Consider the following 21,549-nt stretch of genomic DNA (forward strand, 5'->3'; position numbering starts at 1 on the left):
TTACGGATGAAACAGAAAGGCATGGGTGTAATATATGGATCCGAATACCTTCCCCACCAAGGGAAATCTAATATTAGCTAAAAACTCTCTTGCCTTAGCCAAACAAGGTTACGAGCTCATGGATAAGAAGCGTAATATTCTAATTCGTGAACTTATGGAGCTGATTGATAAGGCAAGGGATATCCAGACAGAAATTGATGGAACTTTTACCAGTGCATATGCCGCTTTGCAAAAAGCCAATATTGAAATGGGAATCCGAAATGTTGAAGATTTAAGCTTCACAATTCCGGAGGAAAATTCTATCGAGATAAAGCAAAGAAGTATCATGGGTACGGAAATTCCTTTAGTTGATTTTGAGTTAGAAGATGAGAAGCCAACTTATTCCTTCTTTAATACCAGAGTGTCGCTGGATGAAGCAACCAGCAGCTTTCGTAAGGTTAAGGAATTAACTCTCAGGCTTGCAACTATTGAGAATTCAGCTTACCGTCTTGCTGCAAGTATTAATAAAACACAAAAACGCGCCAATGCTTTAAAGAATATAACGATTCCTAATTATTCACAACTTGTCCATGACATTCAAAATGCCTTGGAAGAAAAAGAAAGAGAAGAGTTTACAAGACTTAAAGTCATCAAAAACTGGCGTACAAAATAAGCAAAAAAGCATTGTTTCCATAGCAGTTCTATAGGGAATAATGCTTTTTTTATGTTCAGATATTAATTTTTTCTTAACCCCTCTTTAGTGCTTGATACAACCTGTGAAATCATCTATAATAGATAAATGTAATGAAATTTTATGCAAAAAACGAACGATAACATAGATTAATTATATATTTCACCGAATAGACGCTATAAAGTAAGTATCATTTTTATAGCTTAATTAAGTAATGCTTAAATAAATATCAAGAAAACATCCTATACTATAAATACTGTATCTAAAGGAGTTGTTATGAAAAGGTCATTTCTACTTATAAGTGTACTATGCTTACTTATTTCAAATACATCTTTTACAAGTGTACAAGCTCAGACTATCTCTGCTAATATAAATAATAATACAACTAATGTAAGCACCGTATTAACTTCCTCAGCAAATACTTCCGATAAGAATTCTGATTCCATTGATAACAAAGAAACAGATAAAAATACATCCCCTAACACTGATAAAATTACAAATACTACAGCCAATCAAAAGAATCTTCTGCCACTTAATATAGGTGACAAGCCAAGTATCAACTCAAAATCTGCCGTTGTTATGGAAGCTTCTACAGGAGCAATTCTCTATGCAAAAAATATGCATGACAAGCATTTTCCCGCAAGCATTACTAAAATACTTACAACGTTAGTAGCATTAGAAAATTCCAGTCCCGGAGAAGTTGTTACTTTCTCAAAAAATGCTATATATGATGTAGATCTGGACAGCAGCCGAATCGGTATCGATGTAGGTGAAAAACTTACCATGGAACAGAGTTTATATGCTGTTATGCTTGAATCAGCGAATGAAGTGGCTTATGGTGTTGCTGAGCATGTAGCCGGCAGTGTTCCTGCCTTTACAGCTCTTATGAATAAGACTGCTAAGAATCTTGGCTGTGTTGATTCTAACTTTGTCAATCCACATGGTTTACCAGACGAAAATCATTATACAAGCGCTTATGACATGGCTTTAATATCAAGAGCGGCTATTAATAATGAGTCCTTCCGTAAAATAACAGGAACTAAAACATACGCTATACCGCCAACCAATATTCAATCTGAAACCAGATATCTGGCCAATCATCACAAAATGGTAAAGGGTTCAATCTCATATGACGGGGTTATCGGCGGTAAAACCGGTTATACCTCCAAAGCGAAGTATACCCTCGTTACTTTTGCTAAGCGTAACGGAATGACCTTAATCAGTGTAATCATGTGCTGTGACAGTATAACAGATGAATATGCTGATACAAAAGCGCTATTAAATTATGGCTTTGAAAATTACAGTTTATATAATATATCTCAGGAAATCGGTCCTAATAATGGGGATACGGATACAATGTTTACAAAATATGCTCCACTGTTTAGCAGGAAGACCTCCTCATTAAAACTAAGCACAGAAGGAAGTGTAGTTTTGCCTAAAGGAATTTCCTTTTCCAAAGCGGAAAAGAATATTTCCTATGAGCCGGTTTCAGAGCTGAAAGATGGCAGTAATGTCATTGGTTCTATGAATTATACTTATAAAAATATCTTTGTAGGTTATGCAGATATACTTTATAATAAAGCATCTTCTCCCTATGAACTAAATAATACCTTTATTCCCGAAACTCCCAAAACTATCGTGACTAAAGGGGTACAAATGCCATCTGATACAGATAACAATCATAGGCTTCGACTTATTATTATATCAATTATTGTGATTGTAATTTTAATCTCTGTTACCTGTTACCTTTTATTTGTAGAACTGCCTTACAGAAAACGCAGAAATGCCTATACTAAGAAAAAGAGAAACGGCAACCATCATAAAAATAACTTTTAGAATACAATAATAAAAGGCTGTTGAAGATATCTCTTCAACAGCCTTATTTCAGCGTTCCCGACACGATTTGAACGTGCGACCTATCGCTTAGGAGGCGATCGCTCTATCCTGCTGAGCTACGAGAACGTTCTCATGGTATAGAGCTGCAATATATAATTAAAATAGCAGCAAAAATATTCTACTATTTTCAGGACAAATAGTCAACCCCAAACCATAATAAAATTAAAGGTTAAGCATTATTATAATTAAAATCTACAAATCCCTGAAGCCATATGTTTCCCTTAAATCTTCTGCCTACCATAGGTTCGCCATAAAGGTCATTTTTATTAATTGCCACCTGAAAGATTACGTCGTTGCAGGAAAGACCAAGAATATAAATCTCTTCTCCTGTAATATCATTCTTAACTGTTTCCAGATCTAATATTGTTCCAAGGATTGTATAATTATCAGATTCAGAGCCATATGGTGTAAACGTCGTTTCCACGATTGTATAAATATCCTCAACTTTTGCGCGTCTTGATATCATAGCATACATATCAATATCATCAATTGTAAGGCTGTCAATGGCTTCCTGATTTCCTTTTTTAGCTTCTGTTATTAATTGCCTTCTATATTGCACTTCTGCAGAATTACTCTTAACAAGCTTTTCATCTCTTTCCAGCGGAAGCAGAATCTTACCGGATATGGACAATGCAGATAAATATATAGGGTAAGGCCTGTCAAGCTGATTTCTGGCTTTTAATTCATCAAAATGATCTACAACATTCTGAAGATAAAAAATTAAAGAAACACCAAGTCTGACATCATCACTCATACCTGTATAGGCGTCTGTATCCACTCTTTTAATAATAGACAAATCTTCTTTTGTACTCATGTAGCTTCCCTTAACATAAGGAAAATAGTGTTCCATATAGAACTTACCTTCCTTATCATAGTCACCTCTAACAGTAATACCGAATTGTTTGCCAAACAGCCTGGTGACCTCTGCTAACATTCTTCCATCCTGAGATGTATATACTCTCTTTTCAGAAGGAAGCTCCGTAATTAAATTTATTAAATGTTCCAAGTCTAATCTATCTTTAATATTAGAAAAACCAATAGCTCTCAAAAAACTATGCATAATAACCTCTTTTCTGAATATCCCATTTTATTGAGTATTCAACAATACGTAGCAGTTTCTTGGGAGTATTCCTCATTACAGAAATACTATAGTTGTCATAAAAATAACCTTTATAATGACACCATACATACCGCAGAACTGATTACGGTATTGCCCAAATAAGAAATGTGATTCTTTATTTTCACACTAACTTTCATGCTAGCTTATAATTCACATTACCTCCTGCTAAATACAATAATTAGATTACCTTATTATATGGAGGTTAGCTTATTTAACATACCCACAAAAGAAAATTTCATTGAATATGAATTACTTATATCACATTTTAATGCAGCTGGCAAGTAAATTACTTTTTCATACGTATTCTTCTGTATCCAGTGCATCAACAATCATGGTAGACAGCTCTGTTTTCAGATCCTTTTCTACCCATTTATCATAATTATTACCATTCATATCTACAAGCATACGCAAAACAGGTCTGGTAGGGCATTTGCTATTTTGCTTAATTACAATACCCTTCTCACCGTTATTCGTAAGCACGATCGACCCATTGGGATATGCAGCTATTAACTCCATAAAACAGTTTACAGCATCAAAATCAAATTTAATACCGGCCTGGCTAAGAATATAGTCCAATGCATGATGTACTTTTAATTTTGGCATCATAAAACCATAGACCAAACTGTCAAAGGTATCACATATCGCAACTATCTTACTTCCAATTTTAATTTTATCTCCTTTTTTATGAAAAGGAAAACCTGTCCCATCATTCCTCTCATGATGGCAGAGAATTATATCTTTCGCGGCTGCAGGAAGCCAACTTTCCTTTATAACAGAAGAATATCCGTATACAACATGTTTCATTAGCTCTTTCTGTTCTTCTTTACTGCTCTTAAGGTAATTACAATCCAGATAGTCTATTTTAACGAGATTATACCCCATATCGTGGAGTAAGCTTCCTATTGCAATATGCCTTACTTTTTCTTTTGACATCTTCATTTTCAGAGCTATTAAAACAGACATAGCACATACATTTAAGGAATGTGAATATGTACTTTCGCTTTTTTTGCGGATACCGGATATACTATATAAAACATTCGGAGAATTAATAATATTGCATATAATTCCCTCCGCTATGCTTTTTATTTCCTCCAGTTCACCATACCCCTGATAAGTATAACGTTCAATTATATCTCTTACAATATCCTGACATTCTTCTTTTATCTTTTCTTCTATATTATCTTCTACATTAATACCAACAGACAACTCATCTTCCACACAGATATAATTATAGCCAAGTTCTTTTAACCTCTTAGCATATTCAATTTTTACAGGGGAACCAGCCGTCATTATTACAATACCACTATCAGATATAATATCTTTCGCAAGTAATTCATGTCCCTTGATTGCATCAAGTAACACCTTTCTCATATAAACACCTCTGGTATATACAATCGGAATATAATAATATCCTTTGTATTCTCTATATTAAACGTATTCTTAAGCTTCTACTTAATACAATATCGAATAAATGTTGTGATGTCAATAAGCATGTAAAAAATACTTTTCTTTAATTGTTAATTAAATAACAATATTAAGTTTTATGCAAAGATTTTTTATGCAAAATGTCGATTTAGAGGAACATCAATAATATACTAATTTAAGCATTTAGGCATTATGTATATTTTGTTAATTATTTGGGCATAATATTGGGTGGTAATTTATGCATGATTTACAAATGATTTGTTTGACAAAAGAATAACAATCTGATATATTGAGAGTGTAAAGAAAAACAAATCAACTTGTTAATATTTTAACATTAAATAAATTATTATAATAGGAGGATTTATCATGAGTGAAAAAAATCAACCAACCCCCCAGGAACATGTAGATCAACTGGTAAAAAACGCTCAAGTAGCTCTAAAAGAATTCATGCACTTTAATCAGGAACAAATAGATAATATCGTTCAAGAGATGGCATTAGCTGGTCTTTCAAAGCAACAGTATCTTGCAAAATTAGCTGTTGAGGAGACTCAAAGAGGTATTTACGAAGATAAGATAACAAAGAATATATTTGCAACTGAGTATATTTGGCACTCTATTAAGTATCAAAAGACTGTTGGTATTATCGAAGATAATGAAGAAGAAGATTATATGACAGTAGCTGAACCCATCGGTATTGTAGCCGGTGTAACCCCTGTTACAAATCCCACCTCAACAACAATGTTTAAGATTATATCTTGTATTAAGACCAGAAATCCTATTATATTCGGTTTTCATCCCAGTGCTCAGAAGTGCTCAAAAGCTGCAGCGCAAACACTGTATGATGCAGCAGTAAAAGCAGGTGCCCCTAAAAACTGTATCCAATGGATTGAATATCCATCCGTAGAAGCTACATCCGTATTAATGAATCATCCTGGTGTAGCATGTATTCTTGCAACTGGTGGTCCTGGTATGGTTAAAGCAGCTTATTCTTGCGGAAAGCCTGCACTTGGCGTTGGTCCTGGAAACGTACCTTGCTTTATTGAAAAAACAGCAGTTTTAAAGCGTTCTGTAAATGATCTTGTTTTATCAAAGTCCTTTGACAATGGTATGATTTGTGCTTCCGAGCAGGCTGCTATTATTGAAGCTCCAGTTTATAAGGAAGTTATAGAACTGATGAAGAAGGCAGGCTGCTACTTCGCAACAAAAGAAGAAATCAAAAAACTTGAGCCTGTAGTTATTAATATTGAAAAGAGAAGTGTAAATCCTGCAATCGTAGGTCAGTCACCTGCAGCTATCGCAGCTTTAGCTGGTTTTACAATCCCTGCAGATACTAAAATTTTATGTACCGAAATTGAAGGTGTTGGCAAAGAGTATCCACTGTCTATAGAAAAGTTATCCCCTGTATTAGCAGTAGTGAAAGCAAAAGATCTGGAAGATGGTATGGTGCTCTGCGAAAAGATGTTAGCAAACGGCGGTATGGGTCACTCCTCCGTACTTCACTCCACTGATCAAAATGTAATTGAAGAATTCTCTAATAGAATGAAAACTGGACGTATTATTGTAAACTCTCCTTCTACTCATGGTGCTATCGGCGATTTATATAATACAAATATGCCTTCCTTAACACTTGGTTGCGGTTCTTATGGTGGAAACTCAACAACTCATAACGTATCAGCTGTTGATCTTGTAAATATCAAGCGCGTAGCTAAGAGGAGAAACAATATGCAATGGTTCAAGATACCCAGTAAAATATACTTTGAATCAGGATCAACTGCTTATCTGGCTAAGATGCCTGGAATAACAAAGGCTTTCATCGTTACTGATCCTTCAATGACACAGCTAGGATATGTTAACAAGGTATTGTACCAGTTAAGAAAAAGAGAAGAATATGTTCATTGCGAAATCTTTGATCAGGTTGAACCCGATCCCTCTCTTGAAACAATAATGAGAGGCGTAGACTCCATGAATAAATTTAAACCTGATGTTATTATTGCATTAGGTGGTGGATCAGCTATTGATGCAGCTAAAGGTATGTGGTTATTCTACGAAAATCCGGAAGCAGACTTTAAAAATATGTCCCTTAAATTCCTGGATATCAGAAAACGTACCTATAAATTCCCTCAGTTAGGAAAGAAAGCAAAGTTAGTTGCTATCCCTACAACATCCGGAACAGGTTCTGAGGTAACATCCTTTGCTGTTATATCGGATAAGACAGAAAATAAGAAATATCCTCTTGCAGATTATGAGTTAACACCAGACGTAGCAATTATAGATCCTGACTTTGTTATGACAGTACCTAAGACTTCAACTGCTTGGACTGGTATGGATGTTTTGACACATGCTATCGAAGCATATGTATCAATACTTGCTTCTGATTATACAGATGCCCTTGCTATCCATGCAATAGAAATGGTCTTCACTTATCTCAAGAGATCTTATGAATTTGGTGAAAAAGACCCTGTAGCCAGAGAGAAAATGCATAATGCATCAACCATTGCAGGTATGGCTTTTACAAATGCTTTCTTAGGAATTAATCATTCTCTTGCTCATAAATTAGGAGGAGAATATCATATTCCTCACGGTTGTGCTAATGCAATATTATTACCTCATGTTATTAGATACAATGGTACTTCCTGCCCTACAAAATTCACTTCCTGGCCTAAGTATGAAAGCTACATTGTAGGTGATAAGATATTCACTTTAATGAAGAAATTAGGATATTCACCTAAGAACAACGATGATGCTGTTGAAATCTTAGCAAAAGAAGTTGAAAAATTAAATTCTTTCTTAGGAATTCCTGCAACATTAAAGGAATATGGAATTGATGAAAAGAACTTCCTTACAAAGGTTAACAGTTTAGCTGATTTAGCATTCGGTGACCAGTGTACAACAGCTAATCCCAGACTTCCATTAGTATCTGAATTAGAAGAGTTATATTTAACTGCATACTATGGAAAAGATAATACACCTGCCAAGTAATAAATATAGTTTACAAACAAAAAGTCCGCATAAAGCGGACTTTTTGTTATATTTTTTTACTATTTTTTTTATTACTTTACTTCCTTTTCTATTCCATATAATTTTTAAATTTTTTGGCTTCTTCTAGAGCAGCCTTTTCTTCAGAGGAAAGAACAACAAAACTTTCTCCTTTTATAATTTCTTTGATATAAGTATAACAGCCTTCTCTTGTTGAATGCATAGAATTTAATAAAAACCCATTGTTTTCATCATTTAAAACAGCAAGGACAAAGCTTAATTTACCACCCATCTCATGAAATGCATCATACTTAACTATTCCTATTTTCTGATAAGCAACTAAAAGATTCTCGAATATCTTTTTTATCTGTTCTGTATGCACGGTGCTTTCATTTCTTAATGTATCTAATTCATTGAACTTAGTTTCAAACTGTGTCTCAAGGGATTTCCCATCAGCACCTTCCATAAACTTTTTATACCTTTTTTTGAGTCCAGCTGATTTTACCAATAAAGCAATAATACATATAAACATTACCAATATAATTGCTGCCATTCCTAAAATAATGTAAGTCAAATAATCAGTTATGTAGTCATTTAGTAACATTCGTGTTCTCCTTTAGTGTATGGTTTCAAATAATTCTAATATACGTTCGAGTTCTTCGACTGAATAATACTCAATTTCGATTTTTCCGTTATTATCATCTTTCTTTTTAATAGATACTTTTGTACCCATAATTTTTTTTATTTTTTCTTCAATATCTCTATAAACCGCAAGGTTTTCCTTTGATATTGCAACCTCACTCTTGACTTCATTAATACCTTTTAATAATTTCTTTACTAATTTCTCAGTTTCTCTAACACTTAATTTTTCGTCAAAAACTTTCATTGCCGCTTGATATTGGAGTTCTACATCTTCAATTCCAAGTAATGCTCTAGCATGTCCACCTGTTATCATATCATCAATCAACATCTGCTGAACCCTGTTGTCTAATTTCAATAATCTCATTGCATTGGTAATAGCTGTTCTGCTTTTAGAAACTTTCTCCGCTACCTCATCTTGCTTCAAGTTAAACTCTTTAATTAAATTTTGATATGCTAGTGCTTCTTCTATTGGATTAAGATCTTCTCTCTGAATATTCTCAATCAATGCTATCTCGACAATTTCTTGTGAACTATAATTTTTCACAATAACTGGGATTTCCTTTAGGCCAGCCATTTTAGCTGCTCTCCATCTTCTTTCTCCAGCTATTATTTCATAATATTTATCTTTCTTTTGCACTATAAGAGGTTGAATAACACCATGCTGTTTAATTGAATCTGCAAGTTCCTGAATAGAGTCTTCATCGAAATGTTTTCTTGGTTGATTTTTATTTGGTTCTATTTCATTAATTGAAATTAATGTTTCACGTGAAACATCTTTTACGTCCATTGTTTCTATTTTATCTTGAACCTTTTCACTTCTGTCCGGTATCATTGAGTCAAGGCCTTTTCCTAATCCCTTTTTTGTTCCTGGCATATGTTTCTCCAATCATTTTTTTGCTAAGTAGATAATTATACTTTATTGATAACTTCATCAGCCAAATCTCTATAACCTTCTGCACCTGCAGATTTTGAATCATATAAGTTTATAGGTAAACCATGACTTGGTGCTTCTGCTAATCTAACATTTCTGGGTATAATCGTTTTATAAATATTTTGCTTTAGATTTTCTTTCACATTTTCTACTACTTGTAATGATAAGTTTGTTCTGGCGTCGTACATAGTAAATACAACACCTTCGATATTAAGCTCGGGATTTAATCTTTGTCTAACCAGATTTATTGTATGTATCAACTGTGATAAACCTTCTAATGCATAATACTCACATTGAATCGGTACAAGTACTGTGTCAGCAGTAGTCATTGCATTAATCGTTAAAGTATTTAAGGACGGGGGACAATCAATTATAATGAAATCAAACATTTCCCTTATTTTTTCGATTTCTTTTTTTAATATGTATTCTCTATCATCTATGCCGATCAATTCTATTTCTGCACCTGCCAGATTTACATTTGAAGGAATCAATGACAAATTATCAAAGACATTTTCTACTAAACAATCAGATACAGTGCAATTACCTATCATTAGATCATAAATGGTATATTGTAGTTCATTCTTGTTTACTCCAAGACCACTTGATGTATTTCCTTGTGGGTCAACATCAATAGTAAGCACTTTTTTCCCTTTTTCAGCAAGACAGGCGGATAGATTTATTGATGTTGTTGTCTTACCTACTCCCCCCTTTTGATTTGCAACTGCTATTATTCGACCCATTATTCCCTCCTAAAGAACACTCTTTCTGTATATCATTATGGACATGATTCATCATTAGAATTAAAAACTATAAACAAACTATATTATATATTTAAAATCAGAATCTAATCTATTGTAGTTTGCAGATACGTGATTTAATAATTATATCAAATTTTGATTATTATCAAATATTCGTTATTAGTTAATACCTTTACTTATAGAGTTTAATATAGTAATTCTCTCTTAAATGATATTTTTATCAAACTTAAAGAATAGTAAGAGGACTTTGACCGACTTTGTTTTATTAGTCTACATAAATATATAATGTTTATCGAATGAAAATATAGTTTTTCTATATCTTTTTTATTATATCATTAATAAATTTATTTATCCATAAAAATACTAAATTTTTTACCTGTATATAGTCATTTAATAATATAATAAAGTAATAATAGCAATGTTTCACGTGAAACATTTTATTGTTATAATAATATAAAACAGAATAATTAGCACTTCCATATATTAAGATATAAAAACTACAGTCCTTGAATAATACTTATAATCAGTTGGATATAGTAACTTAATTTTTTTTACTTTTGTTGTTCTGTTTTTTATTTTTACTTTTGCAATTTGATTTTTTTATCTTGCGATTTTATTTTTTATTCTAACTTTAAGCTCTTTTTATGTGATTTTTATTTATATAAACTATTATAAAACAAAAATAGGATGAGACTATTTATTGCCTCATCCTATTTTTGCTCTATGTACTTAATAATTTTTAAATAATATCAATTATAAAAATATGTTTTGTATCAAAAACTTTATGTCTTACTCCTTCTGTTTTAGAGTACTTCTACTATATTATTTTTAATTGCATAAACAGCAGCTTGAGTACGATCAGAAACTGAAATCTTTCTAAAAATATTAGACACATGATTTTTAACAGTTTTTTCGCTTATGGATAAATTATAGGCTATTTCTTTATTAAACAGACCTTCTGTAATTAATTTTAGAACTTCCATTTCACGCTTGGTAAGAAGACTTTCACTGGATGTGATATCTTCTTTTCCTTCTAATTTTTCATTTAGCAATGGAATCATATTTGGTTGTATATATGTTTCTCCCCTATATACCGCAAAGATTGCTCTTCTAAGTAAATCACTTTCAGAATCTTTTAAAATATAACCGTTAACACCAATCTCTACAGCTTTTAATAAATATTCAATTTCATTATGGATAGTTAATATTAAAACCTTAGTAGTATGCTTCATCTCTCTAAGCTTTTCTAATACCTTCAAGCCACCCATTCTTGGCATATTTATATCCAATAACAAAACATCCGGCTTCTTACTTTCCAACTGTTCCAGACACTCTATGCCATCCCCTGCTTCACCTACAACTACAATATCTCCCTCTAATTCCAAAAGCTGTTTTAACCCTTCCCTTATCATTTTGTGATCATCTGATATAACTACCCTTATACTATTCATTTGTTTCCCTCCATATCTTAATTAAAGGAATTTTTATAGAAATCTTTGTTCCTTCTTTCTCCACTGACTCAATATTAAATTCTCCTGATAATATTGAAACCCTCTCTTTCATCATTGACAATCCATAACCAGAAAAAATATTATCATGAGCCTTTTGCAAGGTATCATCCTTTATGCCAATTCCATCATCTTTTACTTGTACTCTTACGGATTTATCTGAATAATATATATCAACCCAGATTGCATTTGCCTTGCCATGTTTTATTGCATTGTTTACAGATTCCTGTATAATACGAAATAATGTAAGGTTTATAACAGGCAGCAAAATCTTTTCTTTGTTATGTATTTTAAAGTTAACTTTTATATTATAATTATTTGAGACATCACGGATGTATTTCTGAATTGCAGGAATCAATCCTAAATCATCTAAAGCCATTGGTCTCAAACCGTAAATAATATTTCTCATATCGTTAATGGTTGATTTAATAGTTCCAACCATCGTTTGTAACTCTAACTTAGCTCTTATTGGATCTAAATCGATTAATCGCGTACATAACTCTGTTTTATGCATCATAGTAGTTAAATTCTGCACCGTTGAATCATGTAAATCTCTAGCGATTCGCTTTCTTTCATTTTCCTGTGTTTCAATTATATTTAGTCCAAGTTCATAACTTATTTTATTATCTTCTCTATTCTTACAAGAAGAATTCATAGTTTTTGAATATGAATCCTCACAAATATTACCCTTTAATGTATGAAAACAATTCTTAATATTATCTAAGTTATTTTTTCTCTTTATACATTCAAGAAATTTCTCTTCAGCCAGCTTTATTTCCTGCTCTATTTTATTTTTTCTCGTCATTAGCTGAGATAATTTCTTATTTTTTTCATCTGTATTTAATAAATAAACTTCACTGTTTACATCTTCTGTCATTAATGATGAGATACTTTTTTGTTCTTTTTTCTTTTTTTCTTCCAACAGCTTCAGTTTTATATTAATTTGATTCATTTCTTCCTGAACTATTTTCTCATTATCATCAATATAATACAAAGCATCCCTTAACTGTTCCATAAAACCCATATTATCTTCCTGATAAATCATATTTTTATTCTCCCGTATGTACTCAAAATTTTAGAATATCAGGGTTATGTAAATGTGTTTTTATTCATTAAATATAAATATTTTCTGATTAGCTTCTAATGTATATATTTTATACCATTTATTACATTTTTAAAAGTACTTTTTTATTTTTTGACATATTTTTATCACATTTTACTAATTTATTTAATGATTGCATTTTCTATAAAAATTTTCCGGATTTATTTCATATTTTATCATATTTTGTTGTATTTTGTCATCATATGTTTTTAAAAATCCAACTTTTTCAAATAAACCACCTTGATTCTCTTTCGTTACAGCGTAAACTTTATGGAATTCTGATTGAAATCCTTTATCTACAGCAAACCTTAATAGGAATTCACCATTTTGCTGATTTCTCTTTTCTTCTATAATAGCAAGATTTTCTATATAGCAATCTTCTCCGGAAGGCTTAATAAGTGCTGCTCCAATAGGGGTGTCTTCCTTTAACCCCTCATATAGAATAATGTAATTATTGGAAATATCATAATTATGCACTGTTCTACTAATTCCAAATACCTTTTCCCATATTTCATATATTTCAGAAAGCTTATTACTGTCCTTTATTTCTTTTACCTGTACCATACTTACTCCCTTCTTTTACAATATATTTTATTTATTGTAATGGCTCTTTGGCAGGCTTTCCAGCCAACCTCGGATATTTCATTGATGTTTTCTCAACTTTTTCAATTAATATTAAAGCTCTTCCCATGTTTTCATTCAGTGAGAATTCATCAAAGGTTTTAACTTTTCCGCCCAGTATATTTATTGCCTTTTTAGCTGTGTCTAATTCTTCCTTTATATTTATACCTTTATACGAAATAAACATACCATTTATTTTTACAAATGGTATACAATATTCTGATAAGGTCGAGAGATTAGATACTGCTCTTGATACACATAAATCATATTTCTCGCGGTGCGAACTATCTCTGCCTAGATCCTCTGCTCTTCCATGTATAGCATGAATATCTGTCAAACCGAGTTCAGATATAACCTCATTTAAAAATGTAACCCTCTTATTTAAGGAATCAATCAACGTAACAGTAAGCTTTGGAAAGGCAATTTTTAATGGTATACCAGGAAATCCAGCACCGGTTCCAATATCAATAACCTTTAATGCTTGATTAACATTATAAACCTTTATTATACTTAAACTATCTATAAAATGTTTTACAATAACCTCATCATAATCCGTAATAGCAGTAAGATTCATAACTTTATTTTTTTCTATCAGCATTTCATAATATTTTACAAACTGCTCTGCCTGCTCTTGCGTAAGCTCTATATGATGATTTCTTGCTTCATCTAGTAACTTTTTTGTATTATCCATATATATCCTTTCGTGAATATCCAGTCTATGCTGGATACTCTGAATATTTAATTGTAAAATTGACAGCTGGCATTCATCCTGGCAGCCATAATCTTTCCAACGCGTTTGACCTTCTTTATTATACCTTATTTTAAGCTTCCTATTATTTCTTATAAGTATAACACAGGCAGTTTACATTTTACAGCAAACTGCCTTAATATAAATTTTATTTATAGAATTATCTTCTGGTATTCTATATTTTAGCTACTTCTTCTCATAAATTGCTCCAGATAAACTAGTAACACTGATATGTCTGCCGGTGATACCCCTGATATTCTGGATGCTTGTCCTACGGAAGCTGGTCTTAGTTTGATAAGCTTTTGTCTTGCTTCGATTCTTAAACTTTTAATTTCTTCATAATTAATATTTTCCGGAATAATCTTACCTTCAAGTTTCTTAAACTGTTCTACCTGTCTTAGCTGTCTCTCGATATATCCATTATACTTAATATTAATATTTACCTGGTCTCTTATATCTTTAGGTAATGGTTTTCTTTGTGTATCAATGGGTTCCAGCATATCATAATTTAATTCCGGCCTTCTTATTAATTCCCCTATTGTAGTACCGGTCTTTAATTCCTGGCTGTTGTTTGTATTTAAGAATTCCTGTACGAAAGAAGTAGCACCGATTAATGTTTCATTTACTCTTTTCGTTTCTTTTTCAATTTCTTCTTCCTTTTTTAACAGTCCCTGATATCTTTCTTCCTTTATTAATCCAACCTGATAACCTTTTCCTGTCAAGCGTAGATCCGCGTTATCCTGCCTTAGCAGTAACCGATATTCAGCTCTTGATGTCATCATTCGATATGGTTCATGAGTTTCTTTCGTAACCAGGTCATCTATTAATACCCCTATATATGCTTCAGATCGGTCTAATATTAATGGGTCCCTATTAAGTAATTTCATAGCTGCATTTATTCCCGCAATTAATCCCTGTGCCGCAGCTTCTTCGTATCCTGAACTTCCATTGAACTGACCACCGCTAAATAAACCTTCGACATTTTTGAATTCCAGAGTTGCTTTTAGTTGGTTTGGATTAATACAATCATACTCGATTGCATATGCATTCCTGACTATTTTTGCATTCTCTAATCCTGCCACACTTCTGTACATCTGATATTGAACATCTTCCGGAAGTGAGCTGGACATGCCTCCTACATACATCTCATTTGTATAATTTCCTTCTGGTTCAATAAACACCTGATGTCTTTCTTTATCAGCAAACCTTACAACTTTATCTTCAATAGACGGACAATATCTTGGACCTGTTCCTTTTATATCTCCGCAAAATAATGGAGAACGATGTATGTTATCCCGTATAATCTTATGTGTTGATTCATTTGTGTAAGTTAGCCAGCAGGATACCTGTTCTTTTCTAATATCTTCTTCCTTGTTAGTAAAAGAAAAAGGTACAATTTCTTCATCTCCTAATTGCTCCTCCATCTTACTAAAATCAATAGAACGCTTATCAATTCTCGCCGGTGTTCCGGTCTTAAAACGGTATATCTCAATACCAGCGCTTTTTAAGGATTCCGTAAGGTAATTAGCTGATTTTAAGCCATTGGGTCCTGTATAATTACTGATATCTCCTGTTATACATCTTGCATTTAAATATGTGCCAGTACATAAAATTACTGCTTTGGCAGGATAGATTGCTCCTGTAAAGGTCTTTACTCCTGTAACCTTTCCTTCTTCCACAAGTATTTCAGTAACTTCCGCCTGCTTTAGAGTAAGGTTGTCCGTATTCTCCAGAATTTTTCTCATTTCTCTGCTATAATCCTGTTTATCAGCCTGTGCTCTTAAGGAATGAACCGCCGGTCCCTTTGATATATTTAACATCTTAGACTGTATATAAGTTTTATCGATGTTTTTTCCCATCTCTCCGCCTAAAGCATCTATTTCCTTTACCAAATGTCCCTTAGATGTACCTCCAATATTGGGGTTACAAGGCATTAAAGCAATACTATCCATGCTTATAGTTAATATTAAAGTATTCTGACCCAGCCGTGAACAGGCTAGTGCTGCTTCACAGCCTGCATGCCCGGCTCCGATTACAACCACATCATAACTTTCATATATATATGACATAAGTTACCTCCTATCTCTATTTTCCCATGCAAAATTCACGGAAAATTGTATTTACCAAGTCCTCATCTACCTGCTCTCCGGTTATGCTGCCTAATGCTTCATATGCATTCATCAAATCAACTGCATATAAATCTTCAGGCATATTATCATTAATTGTTTCCATTACTATCTTAAGACTTTCCTGTCCTCGCCTTAATGCCTCTTCCTGTCTTAAATTTGTAATATACACTTCGTCATTATATTCTAATATACCTTTAAAATACATATTTTTAATATATTCTTCCAGTTCTTCTAACCCTTCTTTTTCTTTCGCAGATATAAATAGTACTTCTTTCTTCAATTTTTGATTTATTGTCTCAGTATTTATTATGGGACTAAGATCTGATTTATTTAATAAGACAACTGCATTCTTGTCTTTTATCAATTCTATAATTTCTTCATCATTTTCATCCAACGGTTGTGATGCATCTACGACATAAAGAATTAAGTCACTATCCATTGTCATAGATCTGGCTCTTTCTACTCCCATGTTTTCCACTATATCCGTTGTGTTTCTAATTCCTGCCGTGTCTATTATATTAAGGCAGAGATCACCTATCATTATAGATTCTTCCAGTGTATCTCTGGTGGTACCCGGTATATCTGTAACTATTGCTCTGTCCGTTCCCATAAGTGCGTTCAACAGTGATGATTTTCCTGCATTGGGTTTACCAACAATTACTGTCTTAATGCCTTCTTTTATAATTCTTCCATTACCCACAGTATCTAAAAGCTTTTGTATATCCTTGTTGTAATCATTAATATGATCAGCTAAAAGATATTTAAAGTCATCTAAATCAATATGTTCCGGGTCATCAAGTCCAGCTTCCAGATAAGCCAGATCATGCAGAATATTTTCACGAAGTTCCTTTATTTTTGTATAGACATTTCCTTTTAACTGATTAAGAGAATTCTTCAGTGCATAAGTATTTTTTGCATTGATGATATCTGATACCGCTTCAGCTTGGGATAAATCTATTCTTCCGTTTAAAAATGCTCTTTTGGTAAACTCACCAGGTTCGGCAATTCTTGCGCCGTTTTTAATTACAGTTTCCAATACTTTTTTAGTTACAATCACTCCTCCGTGGCAGTTAATCTCCACTACATCTTCCCTTGTATAGGTATTGGGAGCTTTCATAATTACTGTTAAAACTTCATCTATTACTTTTCCATTATCTTTTATATACCCATAATGAACTGTATGACTTTTCATAGAAGATAATTTATTTTCTTCTTTTTTAGGCTGAAAAACTCTATCTGCAACAGCTATTGCTTCCGGCCCGCTAATACGAATTATACTAATTCCGCCATTGTTTACCGCAGTAGCTATCGCCGCTATTGTATCAATATTCATTTCTTACCTCATTCCTGCGAATAATCTTTGCGTCTAAAAAACTTTATTTTTATAAACATTCATTTGGATACTTCAGTATACTTAAAAATTAGACAGAGTGAAAGATTAATCTTTCACTCCGACTTCACTTATACCTTCCGTATATTAATATACAGAAATATACCTTTACTTCTAGCTTTACTTTAAAAAAAGCGTATCAAAGCTATTACCTTTAATACGCCCTTCTTCTTTATTCTACTTCGCTTGTTTTAACAACATCTTCTCTGTGCTTATGAGTGTATCCGCCATATTCTTTTTTTTGTTTATTACCATATTGGGTTTTATAATGGCTGTTTTGATTGTTGTATTTATATTCCTTTTGCTGTGCACTCTTCTTCAAAGTAACTACAACTTTTCTAAACGGTTCTTCACCTTCACTATGTGTTTCCACAAATTTATCATTCTGAAGGACAGAATGAATAATTCTTCTCTCATACGGATTCATAGGTTCCAGAGCAACAGGTTTTCTTGTTCTCTTTACTTTAAATGCGATATTCTTACCCAAGTTTTCTAAGGTTTCTTTTCTTCTTTGTCTGTAGTTTTCTGTATCAAGTTTAACTTTAATATACTTTTCACTGCCTTTATTTAATACCAGGCTTACAAGGTATTGAAGAGAATCCAGAGTCTGACCTCTCTTACCGATTAATACCCCCATATCATCACCAAGTACATTGATATCCATGGAGGATTCCTCCTCATCAAAGTTAACTTCAACAGTAGCTTCGATTCCCATTGCCTTAAATACTTTACTCAGAAAATCCTTTGCTGCATAGTCGGCACCTTGTTTCATCCTGGCTTTTATCTTAGCAGGTTTGTTAAACAGGCCTAAAAAGCCGCTGCTCTCTTTTTCAATTACCTCATACTCAATACGGTCACTTGTCGTTTGTAGTTTAATAAGTGCTTCTGTTATGGCTTCATCTACAGTTTTTGCAGTAATTTCCAACCAATCCATTTACTTATCCCCCTTATTATCCTTGTTCCTCGATTTCAGGAGATTCGCATTTGCAGAAATACTTCCCGGTTTATAGGTTGTATCACTCTTTCCTGAATTTGAGTCAACATAATTTTTCTTAACTGAATTTGCATAGTCAGAGGTAGAACCTGAATTTTCTGGCACTTGAGTTTGCAGTCTTGATGTAATAGATTTTGTCTGAGTTTTTGCTAAATCTTCTAAAGTGGCATTAGGGTCTAAACCTAACTTAGCTTTCTTCTTGTTTGCTTTTTCAACATTCTTCTTGATCATGTCATCAATATCGATTTTGGAAAGTATTCTATTAATAACAAACTGCTGACCAATTGCAAATAAACTACCTGCTATCCAGTAAATACCAATACCAACAGGGAACATAAAGCAAAATACACCGGACATAATAGGCATAACATTATTCATCATACCCATGGAAGCTGCCATCGGGTTATCCTTATCCACAGGAGTAGGATTAGCTGCCATCATTTGCTTTGTTTGAATAAACTGAAAACCAGCTGCTAAGAACGGAATAATAACTCCCGGGAACTTAAGACCCGGTTTGTCAAGAATGTTAATTGTATTAAAAAGACTGTTTACATCAATAATATGTGTTGAGTTTGTTTTAATAATATCGGCCAATGGCGGGAATTTTGAAACTAATTCATTCCAGTTATCCGGAGTGAACTTTGCCAGAATATCAATTATATGGTTCAATGTTAAGTTGCCATTTGCCATCTCAGTAAATTTAACGGTACTTACCTGTCCAGCTTTTGCAAACTCTTTCATGATATCAAGGTAATTGCCGTTACTTATAATTGCTTCACCAATATGTTTATACCAAACATTAATCTCTGTTACATAGGCAGGTATATGGTAGATAACCTGATACAAAGCGAACATTATGGGAAGCTGTATTAATAAGGGAAGACATCCTGAAGTCGGGTTAGCGCCGTACTTCATATATACAGCCTGGGTCTCTGCCTGCTGTTTTCTCATGGAAGCTTCATCTTTTTTTCCTTTGTACTTAGCAGTGATTGCTGTAAGTTCAGGGTTCATCTTAGCGGAAAGTTTGCTGAATTTCTGTTGTTTTATTGTCAGCGGCGTCATAAGACCCCTTACAATAAAGGTAAACAAAACGATTACCAATGCTACGTTGTGTATTCCAAACAGTCCTAAAAAAACATAGATACCATTTAATATCCGTCCTAAAATAAATGCGATTGGTCCTAATATGCCACCGCTCTGGGTTAATACTGCCTCTAACAATTTTCTTCCTCCTTGAACATTCCGAACTTGCAGTAATAAAACATCAGACGACATATTTGCCGTCATCCGTTTGATTATAGGAACATCTTTAAGTTCCTATACCTTATAATCCAAAAAATAAATTATGGCACAGGATCATATCCGCCTATATGAAAAGGATGACATCTTAAAATACGCCTTACGGCAAGATATCCTCCTTTAATGACACCATATTTTTCCAGTGCTTGAATAGCATAAGAAGAGCAGGTAGGTACATAGATACAACTTGACCTCCCTTTTAAGGGCGAAATAAATTTCCTGTAAAATTTAATCATTCCTATTAAAACTCGCTTCATCACGATTTTGTTGTCTCTTTCAGAATTTTATGCATCCTTGATAAATGAAGTAATGCACTGTTAATTTCCAAGTAGTTTCTACCCTTTGCTCCTGCTCTTGCTATAACGACAATGTCTAAACCACTATTAAACATTTCCTCGTTTAATCTGTAACTTTCTCTTATTAATCTTGTAATCCTGTGTCTGATTACACTGTTGCCAACTTTTTTACTAACCGAAACACCGAGTTTGTTTCTTTCTGTATGGTTTTCCATTACGTACATTATCAGATACGTATTGGCTAAAGACTTTCCGCTTTTATAAACGGACTTAAAGTTGGCATTTTTTTTCATTGATTCTGATAGTTTCAAGACTTTTCGGCCCTTTCTTTAAAAAAGAAATAAAGAGAAGAAAAGGCCACAGTAATGCGACCTAAGCTGATAATTTGTGTCTGCCTTTAGCTCTTCTGCTGGATAATACTTTTCTGCCGTTGGCAGTGCTCATTCTTGCTCTAAATCCATGAACTTTGGATCTGCTTCTTTTTTTAGGCTGGAATGTCATCTTCATAACGGGCACCTCCTTTATATATACCAAGACATAATGGTAAGCGTATTTATTCTATTTTAATAATTTAAAATATTATGTTTATTATATCTTTGATAAGCTTGTACGTCAAGTATTTCTTATAGTTAATTGTTATATTCCAGTAAATTACTGTTATTTTTTTTAGAAATTCTACCAGGTTTGATTTTTACTATTATAAAATTCCATAAATAGTATAATTATTTCAAAAAAATAGAAAAAATAATAAAAACATTTGTTTCACACAAAGTTATCCACAAATTGTTGATGATTTGTGGATAACTTTGTGAAATGGTGTGAATATTTTGTCTGATTAATTCGAACAATTCTTTATTTTCACTGGTTTTCTTTCTGTTAATACTCTGTATAAAAAATTCACATAACTGTTAATAAATACATTTAGCTTGGGGATATCCACCCCTTTCCGCCATTTTAGTTACATATTATCATTGAAATATCCACAATTTTGTTATATTATATTAAGAAGAATGTATGAAATTTTATTTTAGGGAGATTAGAGTA

Annotated in this window: 19 protein-coding genes and 1 tRNA gene; 3 read left to right on the forward strand and 17 right to left on the reverse strand. The window is 32.9% G+C overall.

The genetic code is table 11. The features are described 5' to 3' along the window. Positions 1-34: 34 nt before the first annotated feature. The gene (locus tag bsdcttw_RS24785; protein ID WP_185257420.1) at positions 35-652 is read left to right on the forward strand and encodes a V-type ATP synthase subunit D; all 618 of its coding nucleotides are present in this window, start codon (positions 35-37) and stop codon (positions 650-652) included. Between the two features lie 294 nt (positions 653-946). Next, entirely contained in the window at positions 947-2,506 is a 1,560-nt protein-coding gene (locus bsdcttw_RS24790; RefSeq protein WP_185257421.1) for a D-alanyl-D-alanine carboxypeptidase family protein, read from the forward strand. A gap of 52 nt (positions 2,507-2,558) precedes the next feature. Here bsdcttw_RS24790 and bsdcttw_RS24795 read toward each other — a convergent pair. The 3 genes from bsdcttw_RS24795 to bsdcttw_RS24805 all read right to left on the reverse strand — a co-directional run bounded on the left by bsdcttw_RS24795 (position 2,559) and on the right by bsdcttw_RS24805 (position 5,057). Then, a tRNA-Arg gene (locus bsdcttw_RS24795) sits at positions 2,559-2,632 on the reverse strand. A 103-nt stretch (positions 2,633-2,735) separates the two neighbouring features. Then, on the reverse strand, positions 2,736-3,626 hold the full coding sequence (locus tag bsdcttw_RS24800; protein ID WP_185257422.1) for a DUF3881 family protein: 891 nt from the start codon (positions 3,624-3,626) through the stop codon (positions 2,736-2,738). Positions 3,627-3,980: 354 nt separating this feature from the next. Beyond that, positions 3,981-5,057: an HD-GYP domain-containing protein gene (locus tag bsdcttw_RS24805; RefSeq protein ID WP_185257423.1), complete on the reverse strand. Its 1,077-nt coding sequence runs from the start codon at positions 5,055-5,057 to the stop codon at positions 3,981-3,983. A 420-nt stretch (positions 5,058-5,477) separates the two neighbouring features. Between bsdcttw_RS24805 and adhE the strand changes: the two genes are divergently transcribed. Continuing rightward, on the forward strand, positions 5,478-8,090 hold the full coding sequence (adhE, locus tag bsdcttw_RS24810; protein ID WP_185257424.1) for a bifunctional acetaldehyde-CoA/alcohol dehydrogenase: 2,613 nt from the start codon (positions 5,478-5,480) through the stop codon (positions 8,088-8,090). A gap of 88 nt (positions 8,091-8,178) precedes the next feature. On the opposite strand, the gene bsdcttw_RS24815 is transcribed toward adhE, so the two are convergent. From bsdcttw_RS24815 to rpmH, 14 genes are all read right to left on the reverse strand, one after another. Further along, positions 8,179-8,691 (reverse strand): DUF4446 family protein, encoded by a 513-nt coding sequence (locus bsdcttw_RS24815; RefSeq protein ID WP_185257425.1) that lies wholly within the window; start codon positions 8,689-8,691, stop codon positions 8,179-8,181. A 12-nt stretch (positions 8,692-8,703) separates the two neighbouring features. Next, positions 8,704-9,603, reverse strand: a complete 900-nt coding sequence (locus bsdcttw_RS24820; protein WP_185257426.1) for a ParB/RepB/Spo0J family partition protein — start codon at positions 9,601-9,603, stop codon at positions 8,704-8,706. 35 nt (positions 9,604-9,638) lie between these two features. After that, the gene (locus bsdcttw_RS24825; RefSeq protein ID WP_185257427.1) at positions 9,639-10,400 is read right to left on the reverse strand and encodes a ParA family protein; all 762 of its coding nucleotides are present in this window, start codon (positions 10,398-10,400) and stop codon (positions 9,639-9,641) included. Between the two features lie 821 nt (positions 10,401-11,221). Continuing rightward, positions 11,222-11,869, reverse strand: coding sequence for a response regulator (locus tag bsdcttw_RS24830; RefSeq protein WP_185257428.1), 648 nt, complete (start codon positions 11,867-11,869; stop codon positions 11,222-11,224). After that, positions 11,862-12,971, reverse strand: a complete 1,110-nt coding sequence (locus tag bsdcttw_RS24835; RefSeq protein WP_185257429.1) for a sensor histidine kinase — start codon at positions 12,969-12,971, stop codon at positions 11,862-11,864. Before bsdcttw_RS24835 ends, bsdcttw_RS24830 begins: the two co-directional genes overlap by 8 nt. Positions 12,972-13,154: 183 nt before the next feature. Beyond that, positions 13,155-13,592: a GNAT family N-acetyltransferase gene (locus tag bsdcttw_RS24840; RefSeq protein WP_185257430.1), complete on the reverse strand. Its 438-nt coding sequence runs from the start codon at positions 13,590-13,592 to the stop codon at positions 13,155-13,157. 31 nt (positions 13,593-13,623) lie between these two features. Further along, a complete protein-coding gene (gene rsmG / locus bsdcttw_RS24845; protein WP_185257431.1) occupies positions 13,624-14,340 on the reverse strand; it encodes a 16S rRNA (guanine(527)-N(7))-methyltransferase RsmG in 717 nt (238 codons plus the stop codon). Between the two features lie 239 nt (positions 14,341-14,579). After that, positions 14,580-16,466, reverse strand: coding sequence for a tRNA uridine-5-carboxymethylaminomethyl(34) synthesis enzyme MnmG (gene mnmG / locus bsdcttw_RS24850; RefSeq protein WP_185257432.1), 1,887 nt, complete (start codon positions 16,464-16,466; stop codon positions 14,580-14,582). Positions 16,467-16,482: 16 nt separating this feature from the next. Then, positions 16,483-17,859: a tRNA uridine-5-carboxymethylaminomethyl(34) synthesis GTPase MnmE gene (gene mnmE, locus bsdcttw_RS24855; RefSeq protein ID WP_185257433.1), complete on the reverse strand. Its 1,377-nt coding sequence runs from the start codon at positions 17,857-17,859 to the stop codon at positions 16,483-16,485. A 229-nt stretch (positions 17,860-18,088) separates the two neighbouring features. After that, positions 18,089-18,850 carry an RNA-binding cell elongation regulator Jag/EloR gene (gene jag, locus bsdcttw_RS24860; RefSeq protein WP_185257434.1) on the reverse strand — a complete coding sequence of 254 codons (762 nt, stop codon included), beginning with the start codon at positions 18,848-18,850 and terminating at the stop codon, positions 18,089-18,091. Continuing rightward, positions 18,851-20,131: a YidC/Oxa1 family membrane protein insertase gene (locus bsdcttw_RS24865; RefSeq protein WP_185257435.1), complete on the reverse strand. Its 1,281-nt coding sequence runs from the start codon at positions 20,129-20,131 to the stop codon at positions 18,851-18,853. It abuts the gene before it with no gap. A gap of 122 nt (positions 20,132-20,253) precedes the next feature. Then, positions 20,254-20,466 carry a membrane protein insertion efficiency factor YidD gene (gene yidD, locus bsdcttw_RS24870; RefSeq protein ID WP_185257436.1) on the reverse strand — a complete coding sequence of 71 codons (213 nt, stop codon included), beginning with the start codon at positions 20,464-20,466 and terminating at the stop codon, positions 20,254-20,256. Continuing rightward, on the reverse strand, positions 20,466-20,816 hold the full coding sequence (rnpA, locus tag bsdcttw_RS24875; RefSeq protein WP_185257437.1) for a ribonuclease P protein component: 351 nt from the start codon (positions 20,814-20,816) through the stop codon (positions 20,466-20,468). The genes yidD and rnpA overlap by 1 nt, the downstream gene beginning before the upstream one ends. A gap of 61 nt (positions 20,817-20,877) precedes the next feature. Beyond that, positions 20,878-21,012: a 50S ribosomal protein L34 gene (gene rpmH / locus bsdcttw_RS24880; RefSeq protein ID WP_033164197.1), complete on the reverse strand. Its 135-nt coding sequence runs from the start codon at positions 21,010-21,012 to the stop codon at positions 20,878-20,880. Positions 21,013-21,549 lie beyond the last annotated feature (537 nt).

Origin of the sequence: Anaerocolumna chitinilytica (assembly GCF_014218355.1) — a bacterium.
Lineage (GTDB): Bacteria > Bacillota > Clostridia > Lachnospirales > Lachnospiraceae > Anaerocolumna > Anaerocolumna chitinilytica.

Excerpts from the sequence above, each read along its gene's own strand:
- bsdcttw_RS24785 (WP_185257420.1), top strand. The coding sequence starts at position 35 with ATGGATCCGAATACCTTCCCCACCAAGGGAAATCTAATATTAGCTAAA.
- bsdcttw_RS24790 (WP_185257421.1), top strand. The coding sequence starts at position 947 with ATGAAAAGGTCATTTCTACTTATAAGTGTACTATGCTTACTTATTTCA.
- bsdcttw_RS24800 (WP_185257422.1), bottom strand. The coding sequence starts at position 3,626 with ATGCATAGTTTTTTGAGAGCTATTGGTTTTTCTAATATTAAAGATAGA.
- bsdcttw_RS24805 (WP_185257423.1), bottom strand. The coding sequence starts at position 5,057 with ATGAGAAAGGTGTTACTTGATGCAATCAAGGGACATGAATTACTTGCG.
- adhE (WP_185257424.1), top strand. The coding sequence starts at position 5,478 with ATGAGTGAAAAAAATCAACCAACCCCCCAGGAACATGTAGATCAACTG.
- bsdcttw_RS24815 (WP_185257425.1), bottom strand. The coding sequence starts at position 8,691 with ATGTTACTAAATGACTACATAACTGATTATTTGACTTACATTATTTTA.
- bsdcttw_RS24820 (WP_185257426.1), bottom strand. The coding sequence starts at position 9,603 with ATGCCAGGAACAAAAAAGGGATTAGGAAAAGGCCTTGACTCAATGATA.
- bsdcttw_RS24825 (WP_185257427.1), bottom strand. The coding sequence starts at position 10,400 with ATGGGTCGAATAATAGCAGTTGCAAATCAAAAGGGGGGAGTAGGTAAG.
- bsdcttw_RS24830 (WP_185257428.1), bottom strand. The coding sequence starts at position 11,869 with ATGAATAGTATAAGGGTAGTTATATCAGATGATCACAAAATGATAAGG.
- bsdcttw_RS24835 (WP_185257429.1), bottom strand. The coding sequence starts at position 12,971 with ATGATTTATCAGGAAGATAATATGGGTTTTATGGAACAGTTAAGGGAT.
- bsdcttw_RS24840 (WP_185257430.1), bottom strand. The coding sequence starts at position 13,592 with ATGGTACAGGTAAAAGAAATAAAGGACAGTAATAAGCTTTCTGAAATA.
- rsmG (WP_185257431.1), bottom strand. The coding sequence starts at position 14,340 with ATGGATAATACAAAAAAGTTACTAGATGAAGCAAGAAATCATCATATA.
- mnmG (WP_185257432.1), bottom strand. The coding sequence starts at position 16,466 with ATGTCATATATATATGAAAGTTATGATGTGGTTGTAATCGGAGCCGGG.
- mnmE (WP_185257433.1), bottom strand. The coding sequence starts at position 17,859 with ATGAATATTGATACAATAGCGGCGATAGCTACTGCGGTAAACAATGGC.
- jag (WP_185257434.1), bottom strand. The coding sequence starts at position 18,850 with ATGGATTGGTTGGAAATTACTGCAAAAACTGTAGATGAAGCCATAACA.
- yidD (WP_185257436.1), bottom strand. The coding sequence starts at position 20,466 with ATGAAGCGAGTTTTAATAGGAATGATTAAATTTTACAGGAAATTTATT.
- rpmH (WP_033164197.1), bottom strand. The coding sequence starts at position 21,012 with ATGAAGATGACATTCCAGCCTAAAAAAAGAAGCAGATCCAAAGTTCAT.